This window comes from Mycobacterium arosiense ATCC BAA-1401 = DSM 45069 (genome assembly GCF_002086125.1).
In the GTDB taxonomy this organism is placed as follows: Bacteria; Actinomycetota; Actinomycetes; order Mycobacteriales; family Mycobacteriaceae; genus Mycobacterium; species Mycobacterium arosiense.
In genome coordinates, this window is the sequence record NZ_MVHG01000002.1 from 178,466 (window position 1) to 201,463 (window position 22,998).

General features: G+C 67.8%; 5 protein-coding genes. 2 read left to right on the forward strand and 3 right to left on the reverse strand.

All coding sequences use genetic code 11. The features are described 5' to 3' along the window. Positions 1-602: 602 nt before the first annotated feature. Genes BST14_RS01775 through BST14_RS01785 form a run of 3 tightly spaced genes read right to left on the reverse strand, consistent with a single transcriptional unit; the run spans position 603 to position 18,773 of the window. Positions 603-8,252 carry a non-ribosomal peptide synthetase gene (locus BST14_RS01775; protein WP_083062872.1) on the reverse strand — a complete coding sequence of 2,550 codons (7,650 nt, stop codon included), beginning with the start codon at positions 8,250-8,252 and terminating at the stop codon, positions 603-605. Then, positions 8,249-18,499, reverse strand: a complete 10,251-nt coding sequence (locus BST14_RS01780) for a non-ribosomal peptide synthetase (protein WP_083062873.1) — start codon at positions 18,497-18,499, stop codon at positions 8,249-8,251. Before BST14_RS01780 ends, BST14_RS01775 begins: the two co-directional genes overlap by 4 nt. A gap of 43 nt (positions 18,500-18,542) precedes the next feature. After that, positions 18,543-18,773 carry an MbtH family protein gene (locus tag BST14_RS01785; RefSeq protein WP_083062874.1) on the reverse strand — a complete coding sequence of 77 codons (231 nt, stop codon included), beginning with the start codon at positions 18,771-18,773 and terminating at the stop codon, positions 18,543-18,545. 845 nt (positions 18,774-19,618) lie between these two features. Between BST14_RS01785 and BST14_RS01790 the strand changes: the two genes are divergently transcribed. Both BST14_RS01790 and BST14_RS01795 read left to right on the forward strand, forming a co-directional pair. Beyond that, positions 19,619-20,038: an MmpS family transport accessory protein gene (locus tag BST14_RS01790; RefSeq protein ID WP_083062897.1), complete on the forward strand. Its 420-nt coding sequence runs from the start codon at positions 19,619-19,621 to the stop codon at positions 20,036-20,038. Next, positions 20,035-22,932 (forward strand): MMPL/RND family transporter, encoded by a 2,898-nt coding sequence (locus tag BST14_RS01795; protein ID WP_083062875.1) that lies wholly within the window; start codon positions 20,035-20,037, stop codon positions 22,930-22,932. Before BST14_RS01790 ends, BST14_RS01795 begins: the two co-directional genes overlap by 4 nt. Positions 22,933-22,998: the final 66 nt, after the last annotated feature.

A 22,998-nucleotide genomic window follows, 5' to 3' on the forward strand; every position in this document is an offset into this window, starting at 1 on the left:
CCCCAGAAACTTCAGGGCCGACTCCGGTGGTGGCCCACTGGATGCCCTGACGGTTCTCGCGCATCGTTCGCATCGCACTTCGGTCATGGGTACTTCACCTCGTTCTGCTGCGCATGGGCCGGCAGGCGTCCTCGTCGACACCGCTTGCCCCGGCAAAGACTGACCGCGATCTTCGTTGCCCCTCGTCGTTGACCGGACGACGAGGTTAGAAGGTGTCGCCACCGAACCGGTCGACGCTCATCCGCTCCGACGACCGCGTAGTCAACATGAGTCCAACACATCGAACTGTAATAGAGGCCCATCCCGTAAGTCCAGGCTTTTTCAAACTGAAAGTCGTATGAAATAACAATCAACCGCCCTACGCTCTGTAGTAGGCTGTATCTCATACTTTTGGTACTGAACCATGCCAATTCAGCATTATGCGGTGTGAGTCAATCGCACGATATTGAGGCATCGAGAGGCGCGCCTCGCGCCTCTACCGTTATCGCAGCGTTATTGGCGCGGGCCGCGCCAGCTCCGACGGGCCGATAGCGCCCGATGGCGGAAACGCGGAAGCGGCGTGGCCCGGGTGGATCACGCCGCTTCCGGGATCCTCGGAGGGACTACAGCAAACCGAGCAGCTGCAGATCGGTGGCGTATTTGATGATCACCGGCGCATCGACATGCGGGATGTCATTGTCGGAACCGACCTTGGCTTCCTGAACGGCGGCGCGGAAGCGGTCCGTCGACGCGAAGGCGCCCCGGGCCGGCTCGGCGGGCTGCAAGTTCTTCGGGTCGCGCAGCAGCAACGTCAACATCTGCAGCACCGAGTTCTGCCGCTGCCGTTCCGGCAGGCCCCGCAGGCCGGCCTCGAAGCGTTGCAGCCACTCGCCGAAGTCGTCGACGCGTTCGATCGGGTAGCCCGCTTCGATGAGCCAATCGACGTATTCGTCAAGGCCGATGCCGTCGTCGTGCGGGTTCATCACGTGGTACGTCTCGAACCCGTCCATCACCTGGGCGCCCAGTTTGGCGATCGCCTCGGCGACGAACTCGACGGGCAGGCCGTCGAAGTGCGCGCTCTGCCGATTCCCGTCGGCGGCAAGCTGATAGAACGACTTGGGCGCGGTGCCGGTGGCCACGAGGCTCAGGATCATCCGGGTAAAGATGTCCGCGACGTTGAGCTGGCCGGCGTAGCTGGTGTCGGCCAGGATCATGTCGGAGCGGAACACCGAAACCGGCAGACCGCACAGGTCGTGCGCCTCGCGCAGCAGGACCTCGCCCGCCCACTTGCTGTTGCCGTACCCGTTGGCGTAGCCGCCGTCGACGATGCGGGTGGCGCTGATGGTTCGGATGTCGGCGTCCTCCGTGAACGCCGCCGGGTCGATCTGGCGGCCCACGTCTGACGTCGACACGTACGCGTACGGCTTCTTCTTCGTGGTGAGCGCCAGCCGGATCAGCTCCGCGGTGCCCCCTACGTTGGGGGTGAACAGTTCGTTGTAGGGCAGGACGCCGTTGACCACGGCCGCCGAGTCGACGATCAGGTCGACGGTGTCGGCCAGCCGCTGCCAGGTCTCCTGGGTCAGGCCCAGGTTGGCCTGGCCCTTGTCGCCGGCGACGACCTGCAGGTGCTCTTCGGCCAATTCCTGGAAATGCCGCAGCAATTCCGGGTCGCCGCTGTTGAAGGTCTTCTCCAACCGGGCCCACGCGTCCTCGTCGGACTTGGCCCGCACCAGGCAGATCAATTTGCCGCCAACCACTTCCAGCTGTTCGAGCCATTCCAGCACCAGGTAGCGGCCCAGGAAGCCGGTCGCCCCGGTCAGCAGGACCGTCCGGACCTCGGCGCTCGGGCCGGGCAGCGTCGGCGCGGTCGACAACGTCGTCGCGTCGATGAACTTGTCCAGGGTGAGGTCGCGGGCGTGCACCTCCTTGGCGTCGGCGCCGTGCACCGCCGCAAAACCGGGCCCGGCGGCGCCCTCGGTGTCGGCCCCGCTGGTGATCCGCTGGCTCAGGCTGCGGACCGACTGCGAGTCGAACAGGGTGCGCACCGACAACGCGCCATCGACGGCGGTGTTGATCTCGGCGATCACCCGCATCGCGGACAGCGAGTCCCCGCCCAGCTCGAAGAACGAGTCCTCGACCGACACCCGTTGCATGCCGAGGACGCGGGCGAAGATGTCGGCGACCATCTCTTCGGTGGGGTCCGACGGTGCGACGTATTCGCCGCCGCGCTTCTGGTACTCCGGTGCGGGCAGGGCGCGCCGGTCCAGCTTGCCGTTGACCGTCAACGGCAGCGCGTCCAGCACCACCACCGCGGCCGGCACCATGTAGGCGGGCAGCCGGTCGGCCAGCTGGATGCGGATGCCGACCGGGTCGGCGGTTCCGGTGATGTAGCCGACCAGGCGCTTATCGCCGGGACGGTCCTCGCGGGCGATCACCGCCGCCTGCTCGACGCCGTCGAGTGCGGCCAGCGCGGCCTGGACCTCACCGAGCTCGATGCGATAGCCGCGCAGCTTGACCTGCTCGTCGGCGCGGCCCAGGTACTCGAGTTGACCGTCGCGCCCCCACCGGACCAGGTCGCCGGTGCGGTACATCCGCGAACCCGGGCTGCCGAACGGGCAGGCGACGAAGCGCCCCGCCGTCAGGCCGGGCCGCCGCGAATACCCGGTCGCCACACCATGACCGGCGATGTACAGCTCGCCGACGACGCCCTCGGGCGCCGGGCGCAACCACCGGTCCAGCACGAACAGCGCGGCGCGCGGCACCGGCGAGCCGATGGGCGCCGATCCCGTGCCGCTCTTGAGCGGCGCGCTCATGGCCGCGTAGACCGTGGCCTCGGTCGGGCCGTAGGCGTTGATCATCACGCGTTCCGGCGCCCACCGATCGACGACCTCCACCGGGCAGGCCTCACCGGCCACCACCAGCGTGGTGGAGTCCAGGCCCTCCGGCGAGAGCATGCCCGCCGCCGACGGGGTCTGGCTCAGCACGGTGACCTGTTCGGCGACCAGCAGCGCGTGCAGCTCGTCGGGCGAGGCCGCGACCGGCTCGGGCACCACCACCAGGCGTCCGCCGTGCAGCAGCGCGCCCCAGATCTCGTGCACCGAGACGTCGAACACCAGCGAGTGCCATTGCGCCCAGACGCCCGCCTCCGGCAGGTCGGCGTGCAGTGTGTCCACCAACTGCGCGACGTTGGCGTGCGTGACGGCCACACCCTTGGGCACGCCGGTGGTTCCCGAGGTGTAGATGAGGTAGGCGATGTTGTCCGGCGACGGCATCGGCAGCGCGGTGCTGGGCTGGGTGGCCAGCGCCGGGTCGTCGACGTCGATGACCGTCGGGCCGCAGCCGTCCAGCCGCTCCCGCAGGGCTGCGGTGGTGACGACGGCGACCGGCTCGGCGTCGCCGAGCAGGAATTCGATCCGCGCGGCCGGCAGCGCCGGGTCGATCGGCAGGTACGCCGCCCCGGTCTTCAGCACCGCAAGGATGGCGACGATCGCGTCGGCGGACCGCGAGAACAGCAGCGCGACCCGCTCGCCCGGCCCGGCGCCCTCTTCGGTCAGCAGGCGGGCCATCCGGTTGGCGGCCTCGTCGAGCTCCCGGTAGGTCATCGTGCTGCCGTCGAAGGTCAGCGCCGCCGCGTCCGGGGTGCTGGCCACCTGGGCGGCGAACATCGCCGGGATCGACTTCGCGGTCGCCGGCTGGCTCAGCACCGCGCGGTTGCCGCGCTCGTCGAGCCACGCGTGCTCGTGCTCGTCGACGACGTCCAGCGACATCAGCCGTCGGGTCGGATCGGCCGTCATCTCCGCCAGCACCCGCTGGAACCGTTCGGTCAGCTTCTCGATGCCGGCCGCGTCGAACACGTCGGTGTCGAACTCGACGCGCAGGCCCAGCTCCCGGCCCGGCAGCGCCATCACCGACAGCGGGTAGTGGTTGTACTCGCGGTTGGTGACATCGGTGATGGCCAGCTCGTGCAAGCCCAACGGCACGCTGGTGTCGATCGGGTAGTTCTCGTACAGGAACAAGGTGTCGAACAGCGCGTCGTGACCGGTCACGTGGTGGATGTCGCTCAGCGCGAGGTGCTCGTGTTCGAGGGTGTCGTTGTGGTGTTGCTGCAGCTGGTCCAGCACATCGGCGACGGTGGTCTGCGCGGTGATGCTCGCCCGCACCGGGACGGTGTTGATCAACAGACCCACCATGGACTCGGCGCCGATCAGGTCGGCCGGCCGGCCCGAGACCGCTGTGCCGAACGCGACGTCGTGCTGGCCGGTCAGCCGCATCAACAGCTGCGCCCAGGCGGCCTGCAGCACGGTGTTGACGGTGGTGTGGCAGGTGCGGGCCAGCTCGCCCACGGCCCGCGTGGTCTCCGCGGACAGCCGGTAGGACTCCACGGCCCGCGGGCCGAGCCGCATCCGGCCGGCCGGGCCCACCAGGGTGGGGGTGTCGAATCCGTCGAGCACCTGGCGCCACGCGGCCTGTGCGGCGGCGCGATCCTGGCCGGCCAGCCAGGTCAGGTAGCTGCGGTAGGTCGCCGGCGCGGGCAGCTGGTCCCCGTAGTAGTTGGCGAGGATCTCGCGCAGCAGGATGGGCAGCGACCAGCCATCCATGACGATGTGGTGGTTGGTCAGCACGAACCGGTACCTGTTGTCGGCGGTGCGGATCAGCGCGGCGCGGAACGCCGGCCGGTCGGCCAGGTCGCTGACCGCGGCGCGTTCGGCGGCGCACAACTCCTCGACCCGCTGCTCGGGGTCCAGGTCCTCGGCGTCCAGCTGGATGTATCGCCACGCCATGACCGGGTCGGCCGGGATGACCTGGACGGGCTCGCCGAATTGCGGGCAGAACCGGGCCGCCAGGTTGGGGTGGCGGTTGACCACCGTGTGCACCGCGTCGTGCAGGCGGCGCGAGTCCAGCTCGCCGGTCACCGTGATGCCGAGCTGCACGGCGTAGACGTCGTCGCCGGGCTCCTGCGCGAAGCTGGCGTGGAACAGCAGCCCCTGCTGCAGCGGGGTCAGCGGCAGGATGTCGGCGACCTGGTGCTGCTTGCTCAGCTCGTCGATCTGACGCTGGTTCAGCCGCGCGGGCGCGATGTCAGACGGGGTCAGCCCGCCGCCACCGGCTTGCACGTGGGCGCAGATGCCGGTTAGAGCCTCGAACCACAGCTGGCTCAGTCTGCTGATCTGCTCGCGGTCCATCGCCGAGGCCGCCCACGTCCAGTTGGCGTGCAGGTGGGGGCCTTCTTCGGTGTCCATGGTGCCGGCGTTGAGGTCGACGGTGTGCATCAGCGGCATCGCGACCGCCGCGGCCGCGCCGCTCAACGACAGGCTGTCGGGGCTCAGCCGCCACAACTCGCCGGGCAGGTCGGCGGCCGCGCCGAGCCGTCCCAGGTAGTTGAACCCGATCACCGGGTCGGATCCACCCAGGTCGATGTCGGGGTTCAGGTAGCGCAGCAGGCCGTACGTCAGCCCGTCGGGCAGGGCGCGCAGCTGCTCCTTGGTGGCCTTGACCGCCGCGCCCAGCGCGTCGCCGCCGGCGACCACGTTCGCCCAGTCCAGGCCGCCGACCGTCAGCGACACCGGGTATTTGGTGGTGAACCAGCCCACGGTGCGGGACAGGTCGACGCGCGGGCCCAGCTCTTCCCGGCGGCCGTGGCCCTCCACGTCGATGCCGATCGGCGTGCCGGTACCCAGAAACTGCGTCCAGGCCATCCCGAACGCGATCAACAGGATGTCCTGCACGCCGGCGTGGAACGCCGCGGGCACCTCACCGAGCAGCAGGCGGGTGGTCTCGACGTCCAGCGACACCGAGAGCTGCTCGGCGGTCTGGTAGGTGTCCTCCTCGGGGCGAACCGCGGGCAGCACGGCCGGGGTGGCGACGACCTCGCGCCAGGCGTCGGCCTGCTCGACCACCTCGGGGCTCAGCGCGTGCTCGGCCAGCAGCGAGGACCAGCGAGCGAACGAGGTGCCGCCGGTGGGCAGCGCCACCGGCTGGCCGCTGTGGTGCTGGGCCCAGGCGATGTTCAGGTCCTCGATCAGGGTCCGCCACGACACGCCGTCGACGGCCACATGATGGATGATCAACGCCAATTGGCTTGTCTCGCTTGCCCATACCGCGCTCACCATGATTCCGGCGCCCGGATTCAGCCGGGACCGGGCCGCCACCAGGGTGGCGTCGGACAGCTCGTCGACCGACTGCAGGCAGTCGCCGGCCTGCACGGTGCCCGGTTCGGGCGCCTGTAGCGACCAGCCTCCGTCGCCGTCGTCCTCCACGCGCAGCCGCAGCATGGGGTGTCGGTCCAGCAACGCCTGCAGCACCACGACCACGTCATCGGAGGTGACGCCCGCGGGCGCGGCCAGCACCATGGTCTGGTTGAAGTCGTCGATCGGGCCCTGCACGGTTTGCAGCCAGCGCATGATCGGGGTGGCCAGCACCGGCCCGATCCCCTCGTCGACCACGTGGTCGTCGTCGGCGCCGTCGGTGGCCACGCGGGCCAGCCGGGCGACGGTCTGCTCGACGAACACGTCGCGCGGGCGGCACATCACGCCGGCCGCGCGGGCCCGGGCCACCACCTGCATCGACAGGATGCTGTCGCCGCCCAAATCGAAGAACGAGTCGTCCACACCGACCCGCTCCACACCCAACACCTGGGCATAGATGCCGGCCAGGATCTCCTCGGTGTGGTTGCCGGGGGCGCGGTACTGGCCACCGCGGTTCTGGTACTCGGGCGCGGGCAGGGCGCGCTTGTCCAGCTTGCCGTTCACGGTCAGCGGCAGGCTTTCCAGCACGACGACCGCGGCCGGGACCATGTAGGCCGGCAGCCGCTTGCCCAGCTGGGTGCGCAGTTCGGTGGGGTCGGCGGTCCCGGTGACGTAGCCGACCAGGCGCTTGTCGCCGGGGCGGTCCTCGCGGGCGATCACCGCCGCCTGCTCGACGCCGTCGAGTGCGGCGAGGGCCGACTGGATCTCGCCGAGTTCGATGCGGTAGCCGCGGATTTTGACCTGCTCGTCGGCGCGGCCCAGGTACTGCAGCTGCCCGTCGGCGCCCCAGCGCACCAGGTCGCCGGTGCGGTACATCCGCGCGCCCGGCCCACCGAACGGGCAGGCGACGAAGCGCGAGGCCGTCAGACCCGACCGGCGGGCGTAGCCGGTGGCGACACCGCGGCCGGCCACGTACAACTCACCGACCACGCCTTCCGGTGCGGGCCGCAGCCACTTGTCCAGCACGAACAACGCCGCGCCGGGAACCGGCGAGCCGATTGGAGGCGCCCCGGAGTCGCTGGCCAGCGGCGTGCTCATCGCGGCGTACACGGTGGCTTCGGTCGGGCCGTAGGCGTTGATCATCACCCGCCCGGGCGCCCACCGGTCGACCACCTCGGCCGGGCAGGCCTCACCAGCCACCACCAGCGCGGTGGACTCCAGGCCCTCCGGCGAGAGCATGCCCACCGCCGACGGGGTCTGGCTCAGGACGTTGACCTTCTCGGCGACCAGCAGGGCGTGCAGGTCATCGGGCGAGCCCGCGACCGGCTCGGGCACCACCACCAGGCGTCCGCCGTGCAGCAGCGCGCCCCAGATCTCCCAGACGGAGACGTCGAACACCAGCGAGTGCCACTGCGACCACACCTTGCCCGGGCCGGTCGGCAGATCGGTGTGCAACGTCCGCAGGAACTCGGTCACGTTGCGGTGGGTGACCGCGACGCCCTTGGGGGTTCCCGTGGTGCCCGAGGTGTAGATCATGTAGGCGATGTCCTCGGGTGTGGGGCCCGGCAGCGCGCTGCTGGGCCGGCCGTCCGCGGTGGCCTCATCGACGTCGATGACGGCCAGGTCGGACCCGTCGAGCCGGCTGCGCAGGGCGGCCGTGGTCACCGCCGCGATCGGGGTGGCGTCGCCGAGCATGAACTCCATGCGCGCGGCCGGCAGCGCCGGGTCGATCGGCAGGTACGCGGCCCCGGTCTTCAGCACCGCGAGAATCGAGATGATCGCCTCGGCCGAACGGGAGAACAGCAACGCAACGCATTCCCCAGGGCGCGCGCCGTGGGCTGACAACAGATGCGCCAGGCGGTTCGCGGCCTCATCGAGCTCGCGATAGGTCAACGAACGGTCGCCGAAGGTCAGCGCCACGGCCTGCGGGTCGCGCGCCACTTGCGTCGCGAACGCCTCAGGGATCGATTTCGGTGATTTGACCGGCTTGGTCAGGACCGCGCGGTTACCCCATTCATCGAGTCGGTCATGTTCGCCGCCGTCCAGCAAATCGATCGACAACAATCGCCGCCCCGCACCGACGGTCATGACTGTTCCTCCAAGTCCACGGTCATGGCTTCCAGTACCCGCCGAAATCGCTCAACAAGCTTTTCGATCCTCGCCTCGCCAAACACGTCCGTATCGAACTCGACGCGAAGCCCTATTTCGTGGCCTGGCACGGCTTGCACCGAAAGCGGGTAGTGGTTGTATTCCCGATTCGTGAATCCAGTAATAGTTAACTCGTCCACGGCCGATAGCGCGGCGGTATCGATCGGATAGTTCTCATACACGAACATTGTGTCGAAAATTTGCTCGTGCCCCGTTACACGATGTATTTCATTCAGTGCTAAGTGCTGGTGGTCCAGGGTGTTGGTGTAAGAGCGTTGTAGCTGGTCAAGCAGGTCGGCGATGGTGGTTTCGGCGCCGATCGTGGCCCGTACCGGCACCGTGTTGATCAAAAGGCCCACCATCGCTTCTGATCCGGTCAAATCCGTCGGACGGCCCGAAACCGCTGTGCCGAACACCACATCGTGCTGCCCGGTAAGCCACATCAGCAGCTGCGCCCATGCGGCCTGCAACACCGTGCTGACCGTCGTTCGACACGAGCGGGCCAATTCGCCGAGCAGGCGACTGGTCTCCGCGGACACCTGGAACTCGGCGACGCCGCGCGGCCCGAGTCCGGTGCGGCCCGACGGCGCCACCAGCGTGGAGGTCTCGAAGCCCTCGAGCACCTCGCGCCACGCGGCCTGCGCGGCGGCCCGATCCTGCTCGGACAGCCAGGTGATGAAGCTGCGATACGGCACCGGAGCCGGTAGCCGCGCCCCGAAATAGCTGGCGAAGATTTCTTGCAACAACAGCGGCTTCGACCAGCCGTCGAGCACGATGTGGTGGTTGGTGAGCACGAATCGGTACGTGTTCTCCGCGGTCCGGATCAGGGCGCCCCGGAACGGCGGCTGGCCGGCCAGATCGCACACGGCGACGCGTTCGGCGGTGGACAACCGGGCCACCTGGGCCTCGACGTCGTCGCCGGCCTCCAGCTCGACGTATTGCCAGGCCAGCTCCGGATCGACCGAGAGAACCTGCACCGGCTCCCCGAAATCCTCCGAGAAGTCGGCAACCACGTTGGGATGACGGGTGATGACGGTGTGCACCGCCTGGCGCAGCCGCTGGGGATCGATGGCACCGGTGACCGAGATGTCGAGCTGCACGGCATAGAGGTCTTCGGATTCTTCGCCGCCCTGGGCGGTGCCGGTGTGGAACAGCAGGCCCTGCTGCAGCGGCGTCAGCGGCAGCACGTCGGCGATCCGGTACTGCTGCTGCAGTTCGTCGAGGTCGCGCTGGCTCAGGCGGGCGGGCGCGATGTCGGACGGGGTCAACCCGCCACCGCCGCCCTGCACGTGCGCGCAGATGCCGGCGAGGGCGTCGAACCACAGCTCGCTGAGCCGGTTAATCTGCTTCTCGTCCAGCGCCGAGACCGCCCAGGTCCAATTGGCCTGCAGGTGCGGGCCGTCCGCGGTGTCCATGGTGCCGGCGTTGAGCTCCACCGTGTGCGGCAAGGGCACCGGCACCGCACCCGCCGCGCCGGCCAGCGCGAAGCTGTCCGGGTCCAGCTGCCACAGATCGGCGGACAATTCGGCGGCGCCGCCGCCGAGCCGGCCCAGGTAGTTGAACCCGATGACAGGGTCCGAATCGTCCAGTGCCGCTTCGGGATTCAGGTATCGCAGCAATCCGTAGGTCAAGCCGTCCGGCACGGCGCGCAGTTGTTCCTTGGCGTCTTTGACCAGCCCGCCCAGCGCCGCGTCCCCGCCGACGACCTGGCCCCAGGACAGTCCACCGACCCGCAACGACACCGGGTACTTCGCGGTGAACCAGCCGACCGTGCGCGACAGGTCCACCTGCGGGCCCAGCTCCTCGTTGCGTCCGTGACCCTCGACGTCGATGGCGATCGGCGCGCCGGTGCCCACGAACTGGGTCCAGGCCAGACCGAACGCGATCAACAGAATGTCTTGCACGCCGGCGTGAAACGCCGCGGGCACCTCGCTGAGCAGCAGCCGCGTGGTCTCGACGTCCAGCGAGGCCGAGAACTGCCCGGCCGTCACGTAGGTGTCCTCGGGCTGGGCCGCCGGCAACACCGCCGGGACGGCGGCCACCTGCCGCCACTCCTCCAGCTGCCCGACCACCTCGGGGCGCCGCGCGTACTCATCCAGCAACGACGACCACCGGGCGAACGAGGTCCCGCCCACCGGCAGGGCCACCGGCTGCCCGCTGTGGTGTTGCGCCCAGGCGATGTTGAGGTCCTCGATCAGGGTCCGCCACGACACGCCGTCCACCGCCAGGTGGTGGATGATCAACGCCAATTGGTTTGTCGCACTTGCCCATACGGCACGCAGCAGCACGCCGTCGGCCAGATTCAGCCGCGATCGGGCGTCGACCAGCGCCGTCTCGGACAGCACGTCCACCGACTCCACGCAGTCGCCGGCCTGGATCGAGCCCGCCTCGGGCACGTCGAGCGACCAGCCGCCGGCGCCGTCGTCCTCGACCCGCAGCCGCAGCATCGCGTGCCGATCCAGCAGCGCCTGCACCACCACCGGCACATCGTCGGAGGTGACCGCCGCGGGGGCCGCGAACACCATCGTCTGGTTGAACTGCTCGACGGGGCCGTCCATGTTCTGCAGCCAGCGCATGATCGGCGTGGCCACCACCGGCCCGAGCCCCTCGTCGACCACGTGGTCCTCGTCGCCGGCCACCGTGGCGACGCGCGCCAGCCGGGCCACCGTTTGCTCGACGAACACGTCGCGCGGGCGGCACACCACCCCGGCCGCGCGGGCCCGGGCCACCACCTGCATCGACAGGATGCTGTCGCCGCCCAAATCGAAGAACGAGTCGTCCACACCCACCCGCTCCACACCCAACACCTGGGCATAGATGCCGGCCAGGATCTCCTCGATGGCGCTCACCGGGGCGCGGTAGCGATCGGCGTCCTGGTACTCCGGCGCCGGCAGCGCGCGGGTGTCCAGCTTGCCGTTGACCGTCAGCGGCAGCGCATCGAGCACCACCACGGCCGACGGCACCATGTAGCTCGGCAACCGCTCGCCGAGCTGGGCGCGGACCCCGCCCGGGTCGGCCGTCCCGGTCACGTAGCCCACCAGCCGCTTGTCGCCGGGGCGGTCCTCGCGGGCGATCACCGCCGCCTGCTCGACCCCGTCCAGCGCGGCAAGGGCGGCCTGGATTTCGCCGAGTTCGATGCGGTAGCCGCGGATCTTGACCTGCTCGTCGGCGCGGCCCAGGTACTGCAGCTGGCCGTCGGCGCCCCACCGCACCAGGTCACCGGTGCGATACATGCGCCCGCCGGGAGCCCCGTACGGGCAGGCGACAAAGCGGGTCGACGACAGGGCGGGGCGGCCCACATAACCGGTCGACAGCCCGCCGCCGGCGACATACAGCTCACCGACCACACCGACGGGCACCTGGCGCAGCCAGCCGTCGAGCACGAAGAAGGCGAGGTTAACCAGCGGGACCCCGATGGGGCTGACGTTGCTGTCGACGTCACCGTCGACGATCTCCCGGAACGACGCGTGCACCGTCGTCTCGGTGATGCCATACATGTTGATCATCCGGGGCAGGCCGGGATGGTGATGCAGCCACGTCGCCAACCGGTGCGGCTCGAGCGCCTCACCACCGAAGACCACCGTCTGCAACTTCAACTGCTCACCCAACTCGGGCGCCAGCGAATCGGCGCTCTGCAACGCATAGAACGCCGACGGCGTCTGACTGAGCACGCTCACCTGTTCGCGAACCAACAACGCGTGCAACTCTTCAGTCGAGCGCACCACGGCATCCGGCACAATTACCAGACGCCCGCCGTACAGCAACGACCCGAAGACTTCCCACACCGAGAAGTCAAACGCCAGCGAGTGACACTGCGTCCACACCTGGCCCAACCCGAGCTGAGCATCCAGTGTCTCCAGCAACAACGTCACGTTCTGGTGCGGGATGGCCACGCCCTTGGGGGTTCCGGTGGTTCCCGAGGTGTAGATGATGTAAGCGATGTTCTCCGGAGCCGGCGCCGGCAGGGCCGTCGTGGGTTGGGTCCGCACGGCGGGGTCGTCGATGTCGACGATCAGACCGTCGAAGCCATCCAGCTGCGGCCGCACCTCGGCGGTGGTCACCGCCGCGATCGGCGCCGCGTCGCCGAGCACGAACTTCAACCGCGCCGCCGGCACGCTCGGGTCGACCGGCACATACGCCGCCCCGGTCTTCAGGACGGCGAAGATGGCCACCACAGCTTCGGCCGACCGCGGGATCACCACCGCCACCCGCTGACCGGGCCCGGCACCCCGCTCAGAAAGCAAGTGCGCCAATTGGTTTGCCGATTCTTCCACCTCGCGGTAGGTCCAGGACCGCTCGCCGCAGGTGATCGCCACGGCGTCGGCGCCGCGGGCCACTTGCGCGGCGAACAGCGCCGGAATGGAAGCCTGTCCGGGCCGCGGCTGCGCCAGCATGGCCCGGTTGCCCCAGGCATCCAACCGCTCGTGTTCGGCGGCGTCGAGCAGATCGATCGACGAAAGCCGTTGTGCTGGATCGGCGGCCATCGCCGCCATCACCTGACGCAACCGATCGATCAGCGTTTCGACGCCGGACGCATCGAACACCTCGGTGTCGTACTCGACGCGCAGGCTCAGCTCGTGCCCCGGCGTGGCCACGACCGAAAGCGGGTAGTGATTGAACTCGCGGCTGTTGAACTCGGTGACGGCCAACTCGTTGACACCCAGCAGGGCACCGACATCGATCGGGTAGTTCTCGTAGAGGAACAGCGTGTCGAACAGCTGGTCGTGACCGGTGACGCGGTGAATCTCGTTGAGCGACAAGTGTTCATGCTCGAGGGTCTCGGCGTGGACACGTTGCAGCTGCTCCAGCAGGTCGGCGACGGTGGTCGCGGCGGCGATGTTGGCCCGCACCGGCACGGTGTTGATGAGCAAGCCGACCATGGCGTCCGCGCCGGCCAGTTCGGTGGGCCGGCCCGAGACCGCGGTGCCGAAGGCCACGTCGTGCTGGCCGGTCAGCCAGGTCAACAGTTGCGCCCATGCGCCCTGCAGCACCGTGCTGACGGTGGTGCGGCTGGAGCGGGCCAGTTCGCTCAGGGCGCGGGTGATGTCCGCCGAAACCGTATAGGTGGCAACGGCGCGCCGGCCGATCTTGCCCGGGGGCGCCACCAGCGTGGGGGCTTCGAACCCGGCGAGCGCCTCGCCCCAGGCCGCCTGGGCTCCGGAACGATCCTGAGCGGCCAGCCACATCAGGTAACTGCGGTACGACGGCGGCGCGGGCAGCCGCTCGCCGTAGTAGCCGGCGAACACTTCGCGCATCAGGACCGGCAGTGACCAGCCGTCGATGACGATGTGGTGAATGGTCAGCACGAACCGGTGCCGGTCGGGCGCGGTGCGGATCAGCGCCGCCCGGAACGCCGATTCCCCGGCCAGGTCGCAGACGGCAGTGCGTTCGGCGGCGGCGAGCTGTTCCACCTGCGCGTCGATGTCGTCGCCGTCGAGCTCGACGTAGTTCCACGCCATCACCGGCTTGGCCGGGATGATCTGCACCGGCTCGCCGAACTCGTCGATGAAGCGGGCCGCCAGGTTGGGGTGGCGGTTGACGACGGTCTGCACCGCCTCGCGAAGCCGTTGCGCGTCAAGGGAACCGCTCACGGTGATGCCGAGCTGCACCGCGTAGAGGTCCTGGAGTTCCTGCGCGAAGCTGCTGTGGAACAACAACCCCTGCTGAACGGGGCTGAGCGGCAGCACGTCGGCGATCTGGTGCTGACGGCAGAGCTCGTCGATCTGTTGCTGGTCCAGGCGGGCGGGGGCGATGTCGGACGGGGTCAGCCCGCCACCACCGCTGCGCACGTGCGCGCAGATGCCCACGAGCGCGTCAAACCACAACTGGCTCAACCGGTTTACCTGCTCGCCGGTCAGCGCCGACGGAGCCCACCTCCAGTTGGCGTGCAGGTGCGGGCCGGCCTCGGTGTCCATGGTGCCGGCGTTGAGTTCCACGGTGTGCGCCAACGGCATTGCCACCGCCGTGGCCACGGCCGCCGAGGACAGGCTGTCCTGGCTGACGCGCCACAGGTCCTCGGACAGGTCCGCTCCCGCGGCCAACCGGCCCAGGTAGTTGAACCCGATCACCGGGTCCGCGTCCTGCAGGTCGACGTCGGCGTTCAGGTAGCGCAGCAACCCGTAGGTCAGGCCGTCGGGCAGGGCGCGCAGTTGCTCCTTAGCGTCCTTGATCACCGCACCCAGCGCGGCCTCACCGGCGACCACCTGCGACCAGCTCAACGATCCGTTGATCTTCAGCGCCGCAGGGTATTTGGTGGTGAACCAGCCCACCGTGCGCGACAGGTCCACGCGCGGCGCCACCTCTTCCTGGCGTCCGTGCCCTTCGATGTCGATACCGATCGGCGCGGCCTCGCCCAGGAATTCGGTGAACGCCAAGCCGAACGCGATCAACAGAATGTCTTGCACCCCAGCGTGAAACGCCGCGGGCACCTCCCCCAACAGCAGCCGGGTGGTGTCTACATCCAATGACGCCGACAACTGACCCGCCGTCGCGTAGGTGTCCTCGGGCTGGGCCGCCGGCAACGCCGCCGGCGTGGCGGCCACCTGACGCCACGCGTCGGCCTGCGCGCTCACCGCCGGACTCTGCGCGTGGTCGGCCAGCAGCGAAGACCAACGGGCGAAAGACGTTCCGGGCGCCGGCAATTCCACCGGTTGGCTGTTGTGATGCTGAGCCCAGGCGATGTTGAGGTCTTCGATCAGGGTCCGCCACGACACACCGTCGACGGCAAGGTGGTGGATGACCAACGCCAATTGGCTTGTCGCACTTGACCATAGCGCGCTCAGCAGCATCCCGTCGGCGATGTTCAGCCGGTCGCGGGCCTCGATCAGCGCCGCGTCGGACAACGCGTCCACCGCACGCAGGCAGTCGCCTGCCGACACCGAGCCCGCCTCGGGCGCCTCCAGCGACCAGCCACCGGCGCCGTCGTCCTGCACCCGCAGCCGCAGCATGGGGTGGCGGTCCAGCAGCGCCTGCAGCACCACCGCGACGTCGTCGGCGGTCACACCGGCCGGGGCCGCCAGCACCATGGTCTGGTTGAACTGGTCGATCGGGCCGTCGATGGTCTGCAGCCAGCGCATGATCGGGGTGGCCACCACGGGCCCGATCCCCTCGTCGGCCACGCCGAGCTCGCCGTCGGCGGCGACCTCGGACACCCGCGCCAGGCGGGCCACCGTCTGCTCCACGAAAATGTCGCGCGGGCGGCAGATCACCCCGGCCGCGCGGGCCCGCGACACCACCTGCATCGACAGGATGCTGTCGCCGCCCAGGTCGAAGAAGGAGTCGTCGACGCCGACGCGTTCCACGCCCAGCACCTGGGCGTAGATGTCGGCCAGGATCTCCTCGATGGCGTCGGCCGGGGCGCGGTACTCGCTCGCGGCGTACTCGGGCGAGGGCAGGGCGCGCTTGTCGAGCTTGCCGTTGCCGGTCAGCGGCAGGGTGTCGAGCACCATTACCGCGGTCGGGACCATGTAGGGCGGCAGCTTGTCCGCCAGCTGGGCGCGCAGCGCGGCCGGGTCGGCGGTCCCGGTGATGTAGCCGACCAACCGCTTGTCGCCGGGGCGGTCCTCGCGGGCGATCACCGCGGCCTGGTCCACTCCGTCGAGGCCGGCCAGAACGGCCTGGATCTCGCCCAGTTCGATGCGGTAGCCGCGGATCTTGACCTGCTCGTCGGCGCGGCCGAGGTACTGCAGCTGTCCGTCCGGGCCCCAGCACACCAGGTCGCCGGTGCGGTACATCCGCGCGCCGGGACCGCCGAAGGGGTTGGCGACGAACCGCGATGCGCTGAGCCCAGCGCGGCGCACGTAGCCGTGTCCGACGCCGCGACCCGCCAGGTACAGCTCGCCGACCACGCCGGCGGGCACCGGCTGCAGCCATTTGTCGAGCACGAACATCGCCGCGCCGGCGATCGGGGAGCCGATCGGCACCACCGAAGATCCGGCCGTCAGCGGTTTGCTGATCGACGCGCACACGGTGGTTTCGGTCGGGCCGTACGCATCGACCATCACCCGTCCGGGCGCCGCCCACCGATCGACCACGTCGGTCGGGCAGGCCTCACCGGCCACCACCAACGCGGTGGACTCCAGGTCGTCGGGCGGCAGCATCGCGACGGCCGACGGGGTCTGGGTCAGGACGCTGACCTTCTCCGCGACCAGCAGCGCGTGCAGGTCCTCCGGGGAGGACGCCACCGATTCGGGCACGATCAGCAACCGCCTGCCGCGCAGCAGCGCGCCGAAGATCTCCCACACCGAAAAGTCGAAGGCCGCCGAGTGGCATTGCGTCCACACGTTGCCCTTGGGCAACCCGGCGTCGAGCGACTCGATCAGCCACGTGACGTTGAGGTGAGGAATCGCAACGCCTTTGGGGGTTCCGGTGGTTCCGGACGTATAGATGATGTACGCGGTGTTCTCGGGCGCCGGCAGCGGCAGGGCGGTGGTGGGCTGGGCGTCGACGGCGGGGTCGTGCACGTCGACGACCAGGACATCGTGGTCGTCCAGCCGCGCGCGCAGGTCCGCCGTGGTGATCACGGCGCGGGGTGCGGCGTCGGCGAGCACGAAATCCATCCGGGACGACGCGTGCGCCGGGTCGATCGGCACGTAGGCCGCGCCGGTCTTGAGCACGGCCAGCATCGAGACGACGGCGTCGGCGCAGCGGGGGAACATCACCGCCACGCAGTCCCCCGGGCCGATGGCGTGATCGGCGAGCAGGTGGCCCAATCGGTTGGAGGCCTCGTCGAGTTCGGCGAAGGTCAGGCTGCGGTCGCCGCAGGTCACCGCCACCGCGTCCGGCGTGTTCTGCACGTACTCGGCGAATGCCTTGGGGATCGACACGGGGGCGGGCACCGGCTCGTGCAGGACCGGGCGGTTGCTCCACTCGTCGAGGCGGGCGGGCTCGTCGGGGGTCAGCAGATCGATCGACGACAGCGGCCTGTCCGGGTCGGCGGTCATCTCCTCAAGGATCTGCTGCAGGCGGCCCGCCAGGTCGGCGACACCGAAGCTCGCGAACGGTTGGCCGGGGCCCGCTGTGCTGAGGAACAGTTGGTCGCCGGCGCCAAGGAAGAAGAGCCCGAAGTGCCCTACTGGACCGTGGTTGGTGTAGGTCGCCGTCGCCGGAGAACCGGCCAGGTCCAGGGTCAGCCGCATTGGCAGAAAATTGATGCCGACCCGATTCGGCGCCTGGCGCAGCCCGTCGCCCTCCAGGGCGTGCACCGGGAAGCGCTGGTGCTGCAACAGCTCGCGGATCCGCTTGTCGACGTGCTTGCAGAAATCGGCGACGGTCGACTTCGGCTCCGTCGTCAGGACCAACGGCACCACCCCGGCGAGCATCGCGGGAAGCGTCTTCGATTCGGGTCGCACCCGCCGGCTGACCGGAAAGTCGAGCGCCACCTCCGAACCGCTACCCGACCACCCCCGCACCAGCAGGGCGCACGCGGCGGTGGTGACCGAGAACCGGCGGATGGCCAGCTTCTTGGACAACTCCTTGATCCGGTTGGCCACCGACGGGTCCAGCTGCACCGACGCCGACGGTGAGTAATGGTCCTGCTCCCCCGCGGCGGTGGGCAGCCGATCGACCGGCCCGCTCTCCGGCGGCAGGTGTTCGCTCCAGTAGGCCTTGTCTTCGGCGTAGTCTTCGGAGGCTTCGTAGCCGGACTCGAGGTCGACCAGATCCTGCGCCGAACCGAAGTAGGCGTCCGGGATCGGCTTGCCGGCCACCATCGCCGAATAGATGGTCGCCACCCGGCGGCAGACCAGGGCCATGCCCAGACCGTCGATGGCGATGTGGTGGCAGCAACCGAACAAATAGAATTCCTCGTGCCCCGTCTGAAAGAGCACGAATTTGAACAGCTGACCATTCAGCGCCATCGGGGTGCGCTGAATGGAGGAAGCCCTCTCGCGGGCTTCCTGTACCGGGTCGGGCGCTCCCCTGAGGTCGTCGAGCGTCAGCTCGACGTGCGGGTAGTCGACCGGTTTCTGCACCACCTGGCCGTCGACCTCGAAAAACGAGACCCTGCCCGGCTCGGCCTCGGCGACGGCCTGGGTGATGGCCTGCTCGAAGGCATGGTGGTGGACGGTGCCGTCGATTTTGACCAGGAGACCGAGCTGCCATTGCGTGCCGGCGAACCCGGCTTCTTGAGACAGCCAGATGTCGAGCTGACCGCGCGTTAGCGGAAGTGCCCGGTCTTCCCGGTCCATCGACTCCCCCAAGTCTTCGCCACCCGCCCCATACCCCGGCTGCTTACTCCTCAAAACCGCGGCCCGCTGCGAGCTTGTCGCGCAGGCTCTTCGGCCGAATATCCGGCCAGTGCTGCTCGATGTACTCCAGGCACGCGGCTCGGTCGGCTTCCCCGTGTACCACTCGCCAGCCAGCTGGAACATCGGCGAAGGCCGGCCACAAGCTGTGTTGCTCCTCGTCGTTCACCAAGACGAAAAAGCTGCCGTTGTCGTCGTCGAAGGGATTGATGCTCACAATTCTCCAGATTGCATAGTGGACATGAGTGGAACAGGTCCAAACCATAGTTGAGCCCCGAGGCGCCCGTCCGTGGTTTGGACAAAGTTCCTGGCGTGGCCTAACAGGTGTTGACGCCATCGAGTGGTGGTGCGAGGCGGGGCCCCGATGCCCCTAAAAGTGCTGCAATGACCTGCATCAATGGCGTTGTGTGGCGATTTATCGCTATTGGGGCAGGCACGTCCTTCAGGCCGATGAAGTTATTGTGCTTGTCGCACCACAGCTTAGCCGAAGCGGTGGTGGGCGGGAAAATCAACCAGAGGCGAAACCGGGCCGGCTTGCGCTGATGGAGCCTGAACCATCTCGGCATGTGACACGTGACTCCCGGTGTGCTTTAGTGGCTGCGCGGGGTCCCTCGGGCGGATTCGTCGCGTAGCAAAGTTGTCGAAAAGCGCACGCGACGGGCATCACGATCCCGCATCGCGTTGCCAAAGCACTGATACAGAAGCGACTAGCGTGGTTTACTCATCAAGACCTGGTCGCGCCCCCGGGCGAGGCTCGCATGAGGTGTCGGAGGCCCGGCTTGTCTACCGCTAACACCACATTCGCAGCGCTGTCTGGCGTGTCGCGGCCGGTGTGTAGTTGCATGTTCGAGCGGCGGGGGCCGGGCGAGCGTGGACACCGCTGAAGGGGGTGTAATGGTCGAATCGGATGTACGGGCCCGCCCCGACAAAACCATCGCGGAAGGACGAGACATTAGCCAACGCGGTTTCCTGGGCTTTGGTCGTCGATCGTCAACCGAACCCGAGCAGCAACGCGGCCCCCGGAAGACTCGTCCGAAAAGAGGCCCCGGGGTTTTTGGTTTCCTGGGCCGGCTATGGATCCCGCTGGTCATCGTCGCCGTTGTCGTCGCCGGAGGCATGACCGTCTCGCGGTTGCATAACGTGTTCGGCTCCGAGAAGCGCCCGACGTACGCCGAATCCAGGCAGCAGGACACCAAGCCCTTCAACCCCAAGCACGTGAAGTATGAGGTCTTCGGCCCCGCTGGGTCGATGGCCGACATCAGTTACTTTGACGCCAACGGCGAGCCGAACCACATCAACGGTGTCGAGCTGCCGTGGACGTTCGACATCTCGACGACGCTGCCATCGATCGTGGGAAATGTGGTCGCACAGGGCAACAGCGATAGTCTCGGCTGCCGCATCGTGGTCGACGGTGTCGTCAAAGCCGAGAGGATCTCGCACGAATTGAACGCGTTCACCTATTGCGTGTTGACGGCCACATGAGCACCCAGCACCAACTGGAAACCCGGCCGGCCGCCGCACGACCACGTATCGCGCGGATCATCCACCGCCTATCGGTTCCCATCATCTTGGGCTGGCTCGCGATCGCCGTCCTGCTCAGCGTCGGCGTCCCTTCGCTGGATAAGGTCGAGGCTGAAAATGCGGTGTCGCTGAGCCCTTTGGGCGCACCGTCCTTCCAGGCCATGGAGCGGCTTGGCCAGGACTTCCACGAGACCAATTCCGGCGCGTTGGCGATGATCCTGCTGGAGGGCCAGCAGCAACTCGGCGACGAGGCGCACACGTATTACGACCGTTTGGTCAAGCTGCTGGAAAACGACCACGCGCACGTGCAGCACGTCCAGAACTTCTGGGGCGACCCGCTGACCCGCGGCGCCGCACAGAGCCAGGACGGCAAGGCCGCATACGTTCAGGTCAACCTGAGCGGTAACCAGGGCGCGGCCGCGGGTGACCAGTCCGTGGCGGCCGTTCGAAAGATCGTGCAGGAGGCTTCGCCCCCACCGGGATTAAAGGTCTACGTGACCGGGCCGGCGCCCATCATCGCGGACATGAATATCGCCGGTCAGCAGAGCATCATGCTGGTGACGCTGGTCAGCCTTGCCGTGATTTTCCTGACGCTGTTGCTCGTGTACCGGTCGATTGTCACGGTCGTCCTTTTGTTGCTGATCGTCGGCCTTGAATTGCAGATCGCGCGCGGAATGGTCGCGCTGCTCGGCCATCTCGGGTTGGTCGGGCTTACCACTTTCGCCGTCAACCTTCTGGTCGCCGCGGTTATTGCGACGGGTACCGACTACGGCATTTTCTTCGTCGGCCGGTATCAAGAGGCGCGGAATGCGGGCGAAAGCCGAGAAGAGGCCTTTTACACCACGTTCAACGGTGTCGCCAAGGTCGTTTTGGCCTCCGGTATGACCATCGCCGGCGCGGTGCTCTGCCTCAGCTTCACCCGGCTGCCCTACTTCCAGCCGCTGGGTATCCCTTGCGCCGTCGGTATCTCCCTCGCGGTCCTGGTCGCGATAACGCTAGGCCCGGCCCTGCTGGCCGCGGGAGCTCGGTTCGGTCTGTTCGACCCACGGCGTGCGCTCTCGACCCGCAGGTGGCGGCGGATCGGTACGGCGGTCGTGCGGTGGCCGGCGCCCATCCTCATCGCCTCGCTGGCCGTCTCGCTGATCGGGCTGTTGACGCTGCCGAATTACAAGCCCAGCTATGACGACCAAAAGTTCATTCCGGAACGCATTCCCGCCAACGTGGGCTACGCGGCCGCCGCACGGCACTTCCCCGGCCAGCGCATGTCGATGCCCGAAATTCTATTGATCGAGACCGATCACGACTTGCGTAACCCGACGGACATGCTCGTCATCAACAAGCTCGCGAAGGGCGTGCTGGCGGTGCCCGGAATCGCGACGGTGCAGACCGTGACCCGCCCCGAGGGCACGCCACTGCAACACACGACGATCCCCTGGATCATCAGCATGGGCCAGGCCAGCCAGATGCAGAACATGGCTTTCCAGAAAGACCGCATGGACGACATGCTCACCCAGGCCAACGAGCTGGGGAAAATGATCGCCATCATGCAGCACATGCTGGACCTGATGAGGGAACTCGTCGCCACGACGCACCAAATGGTCGGCACTACTCACGAAATGCAGGACATTACCGCAGAGTTGCGCGATCACATCTCGGACTTCGAGGACTTCTGGCGTCCGCTCCGCAGCTACTTCTATTGGGAAAAGCACTGCTACGACATCCCGATCTGTTTTTCTCTGAGATCCATATTTGACGCACTTGACGGCGTTGACGAAATCAACGACAAATTGGCCCAGCTGGTGGGAAATCTCGATCAACTGGATGCGCTGCTGCCGCAGTTGGTCATGCAGATCCCGCCCATGATCGAAACCATGTCGGGCATGCGCACCATGATGCTGACCATGCACAGCACCATGGCCGGCGTCATGGGCCAAATGGATTCCAGTGCAAAGGATCCCAGCGCCATGGGGCAGGCGTTCGATGCCTCCAAGAACGACGATTCCTTCTACCTGCCGCCTGGGATCATCAACGGTTCCGACTCCTTCAAGCGGATCGAGAAGGTGTTCATGTCGCCGGACGGCAAGGACGTCCGCCTGCTAATCTCCCAGCGTGGCGACCCGTCGACATCCGACGGCCTCAACCGAGTCGATCAGATCAAGACGGCGGCCGAGGAATCGCTTAAGGGCACTCCCCTGGAAAACGCCAAGATCTATTTGACCGGTACCGCGGCGATTACCAAAGATCTGGTGGACGGATCCATGTTCGACCTTTTGATCGCCGGCGTCTCCGCGATCTGCCTCATTTTCATCATCATGCTGATCATGACGCGAAGCTTCATTGCCGCGATGGTCATCGTCGGCACGGTTCTGCTGTCACTCGGCGCGTCCTTCGGGTTGTCCGTGCTGGTCTGGCAGTACTTGCTGCACATGCAACTGCACTGGAGCGTGCTGTCCACCTCCGTGATCGTGCTGTTGGCGGTGGGGTCTGACTACAACTTGCTCTTGGTCTCCCGAATGAAGGAGGAGTTGGCTGCCGGGATCCACACAGGCATCATCCGCGCCATGGCCGGTACCGGAAAGGTTGTGACGAACGCCGGTTTGGTGTTCGCCTTCACCATGGCCTCGATGGCGGTCAGCGAACTTCGCAGCATCGGTCAGGTGGGCACGACCATCGGCATCGGCTTGATCTTCGACACGTTGATCGTGCGGGCGTTCATGACGCCGTCCGTCGCCGCATTGCTGGGACGCTGGTTCTGGTGGCCACAGCTGGTGCGCCCCCGCCCGGCCAGCACGATGCTGCGGCACACCGGGCCCCGTCCGTTGGTGCGCTCACTGCTCCTGAAGCAGCCGCAGTAAGTGGCGGCTTTCCGCTTCGAAATGGGGACAGCGACCGTGGGGAACACTGTGGCACTGGGCAACAGC

Excerpts from the sequence above, each read along its gene's own strand:
- BST14_RS01775 (WP_083062872.1), bottom strand. The coding sequence starts at position 8,252 with ATGACCGTCGGTGCGGGGCGGCGATTGTTGTCGATCGATTTGCTGGAC.
- BST14_RS01795 (WP_083062875.1), top strand. The coding sequence starts at position 20,035 with ATGAGCACCCAGCACCAACTGGAAACCCGGCCGGCCGCCGCACGACCA.
- BST14_RS01780 (WP_083062873.1), bottom strand. The coding sequence starts at position 18,499 with ATGGACCGGGAAGACCGGGCACTTCCGCTAACGCGCGGTCAGCTCGAC.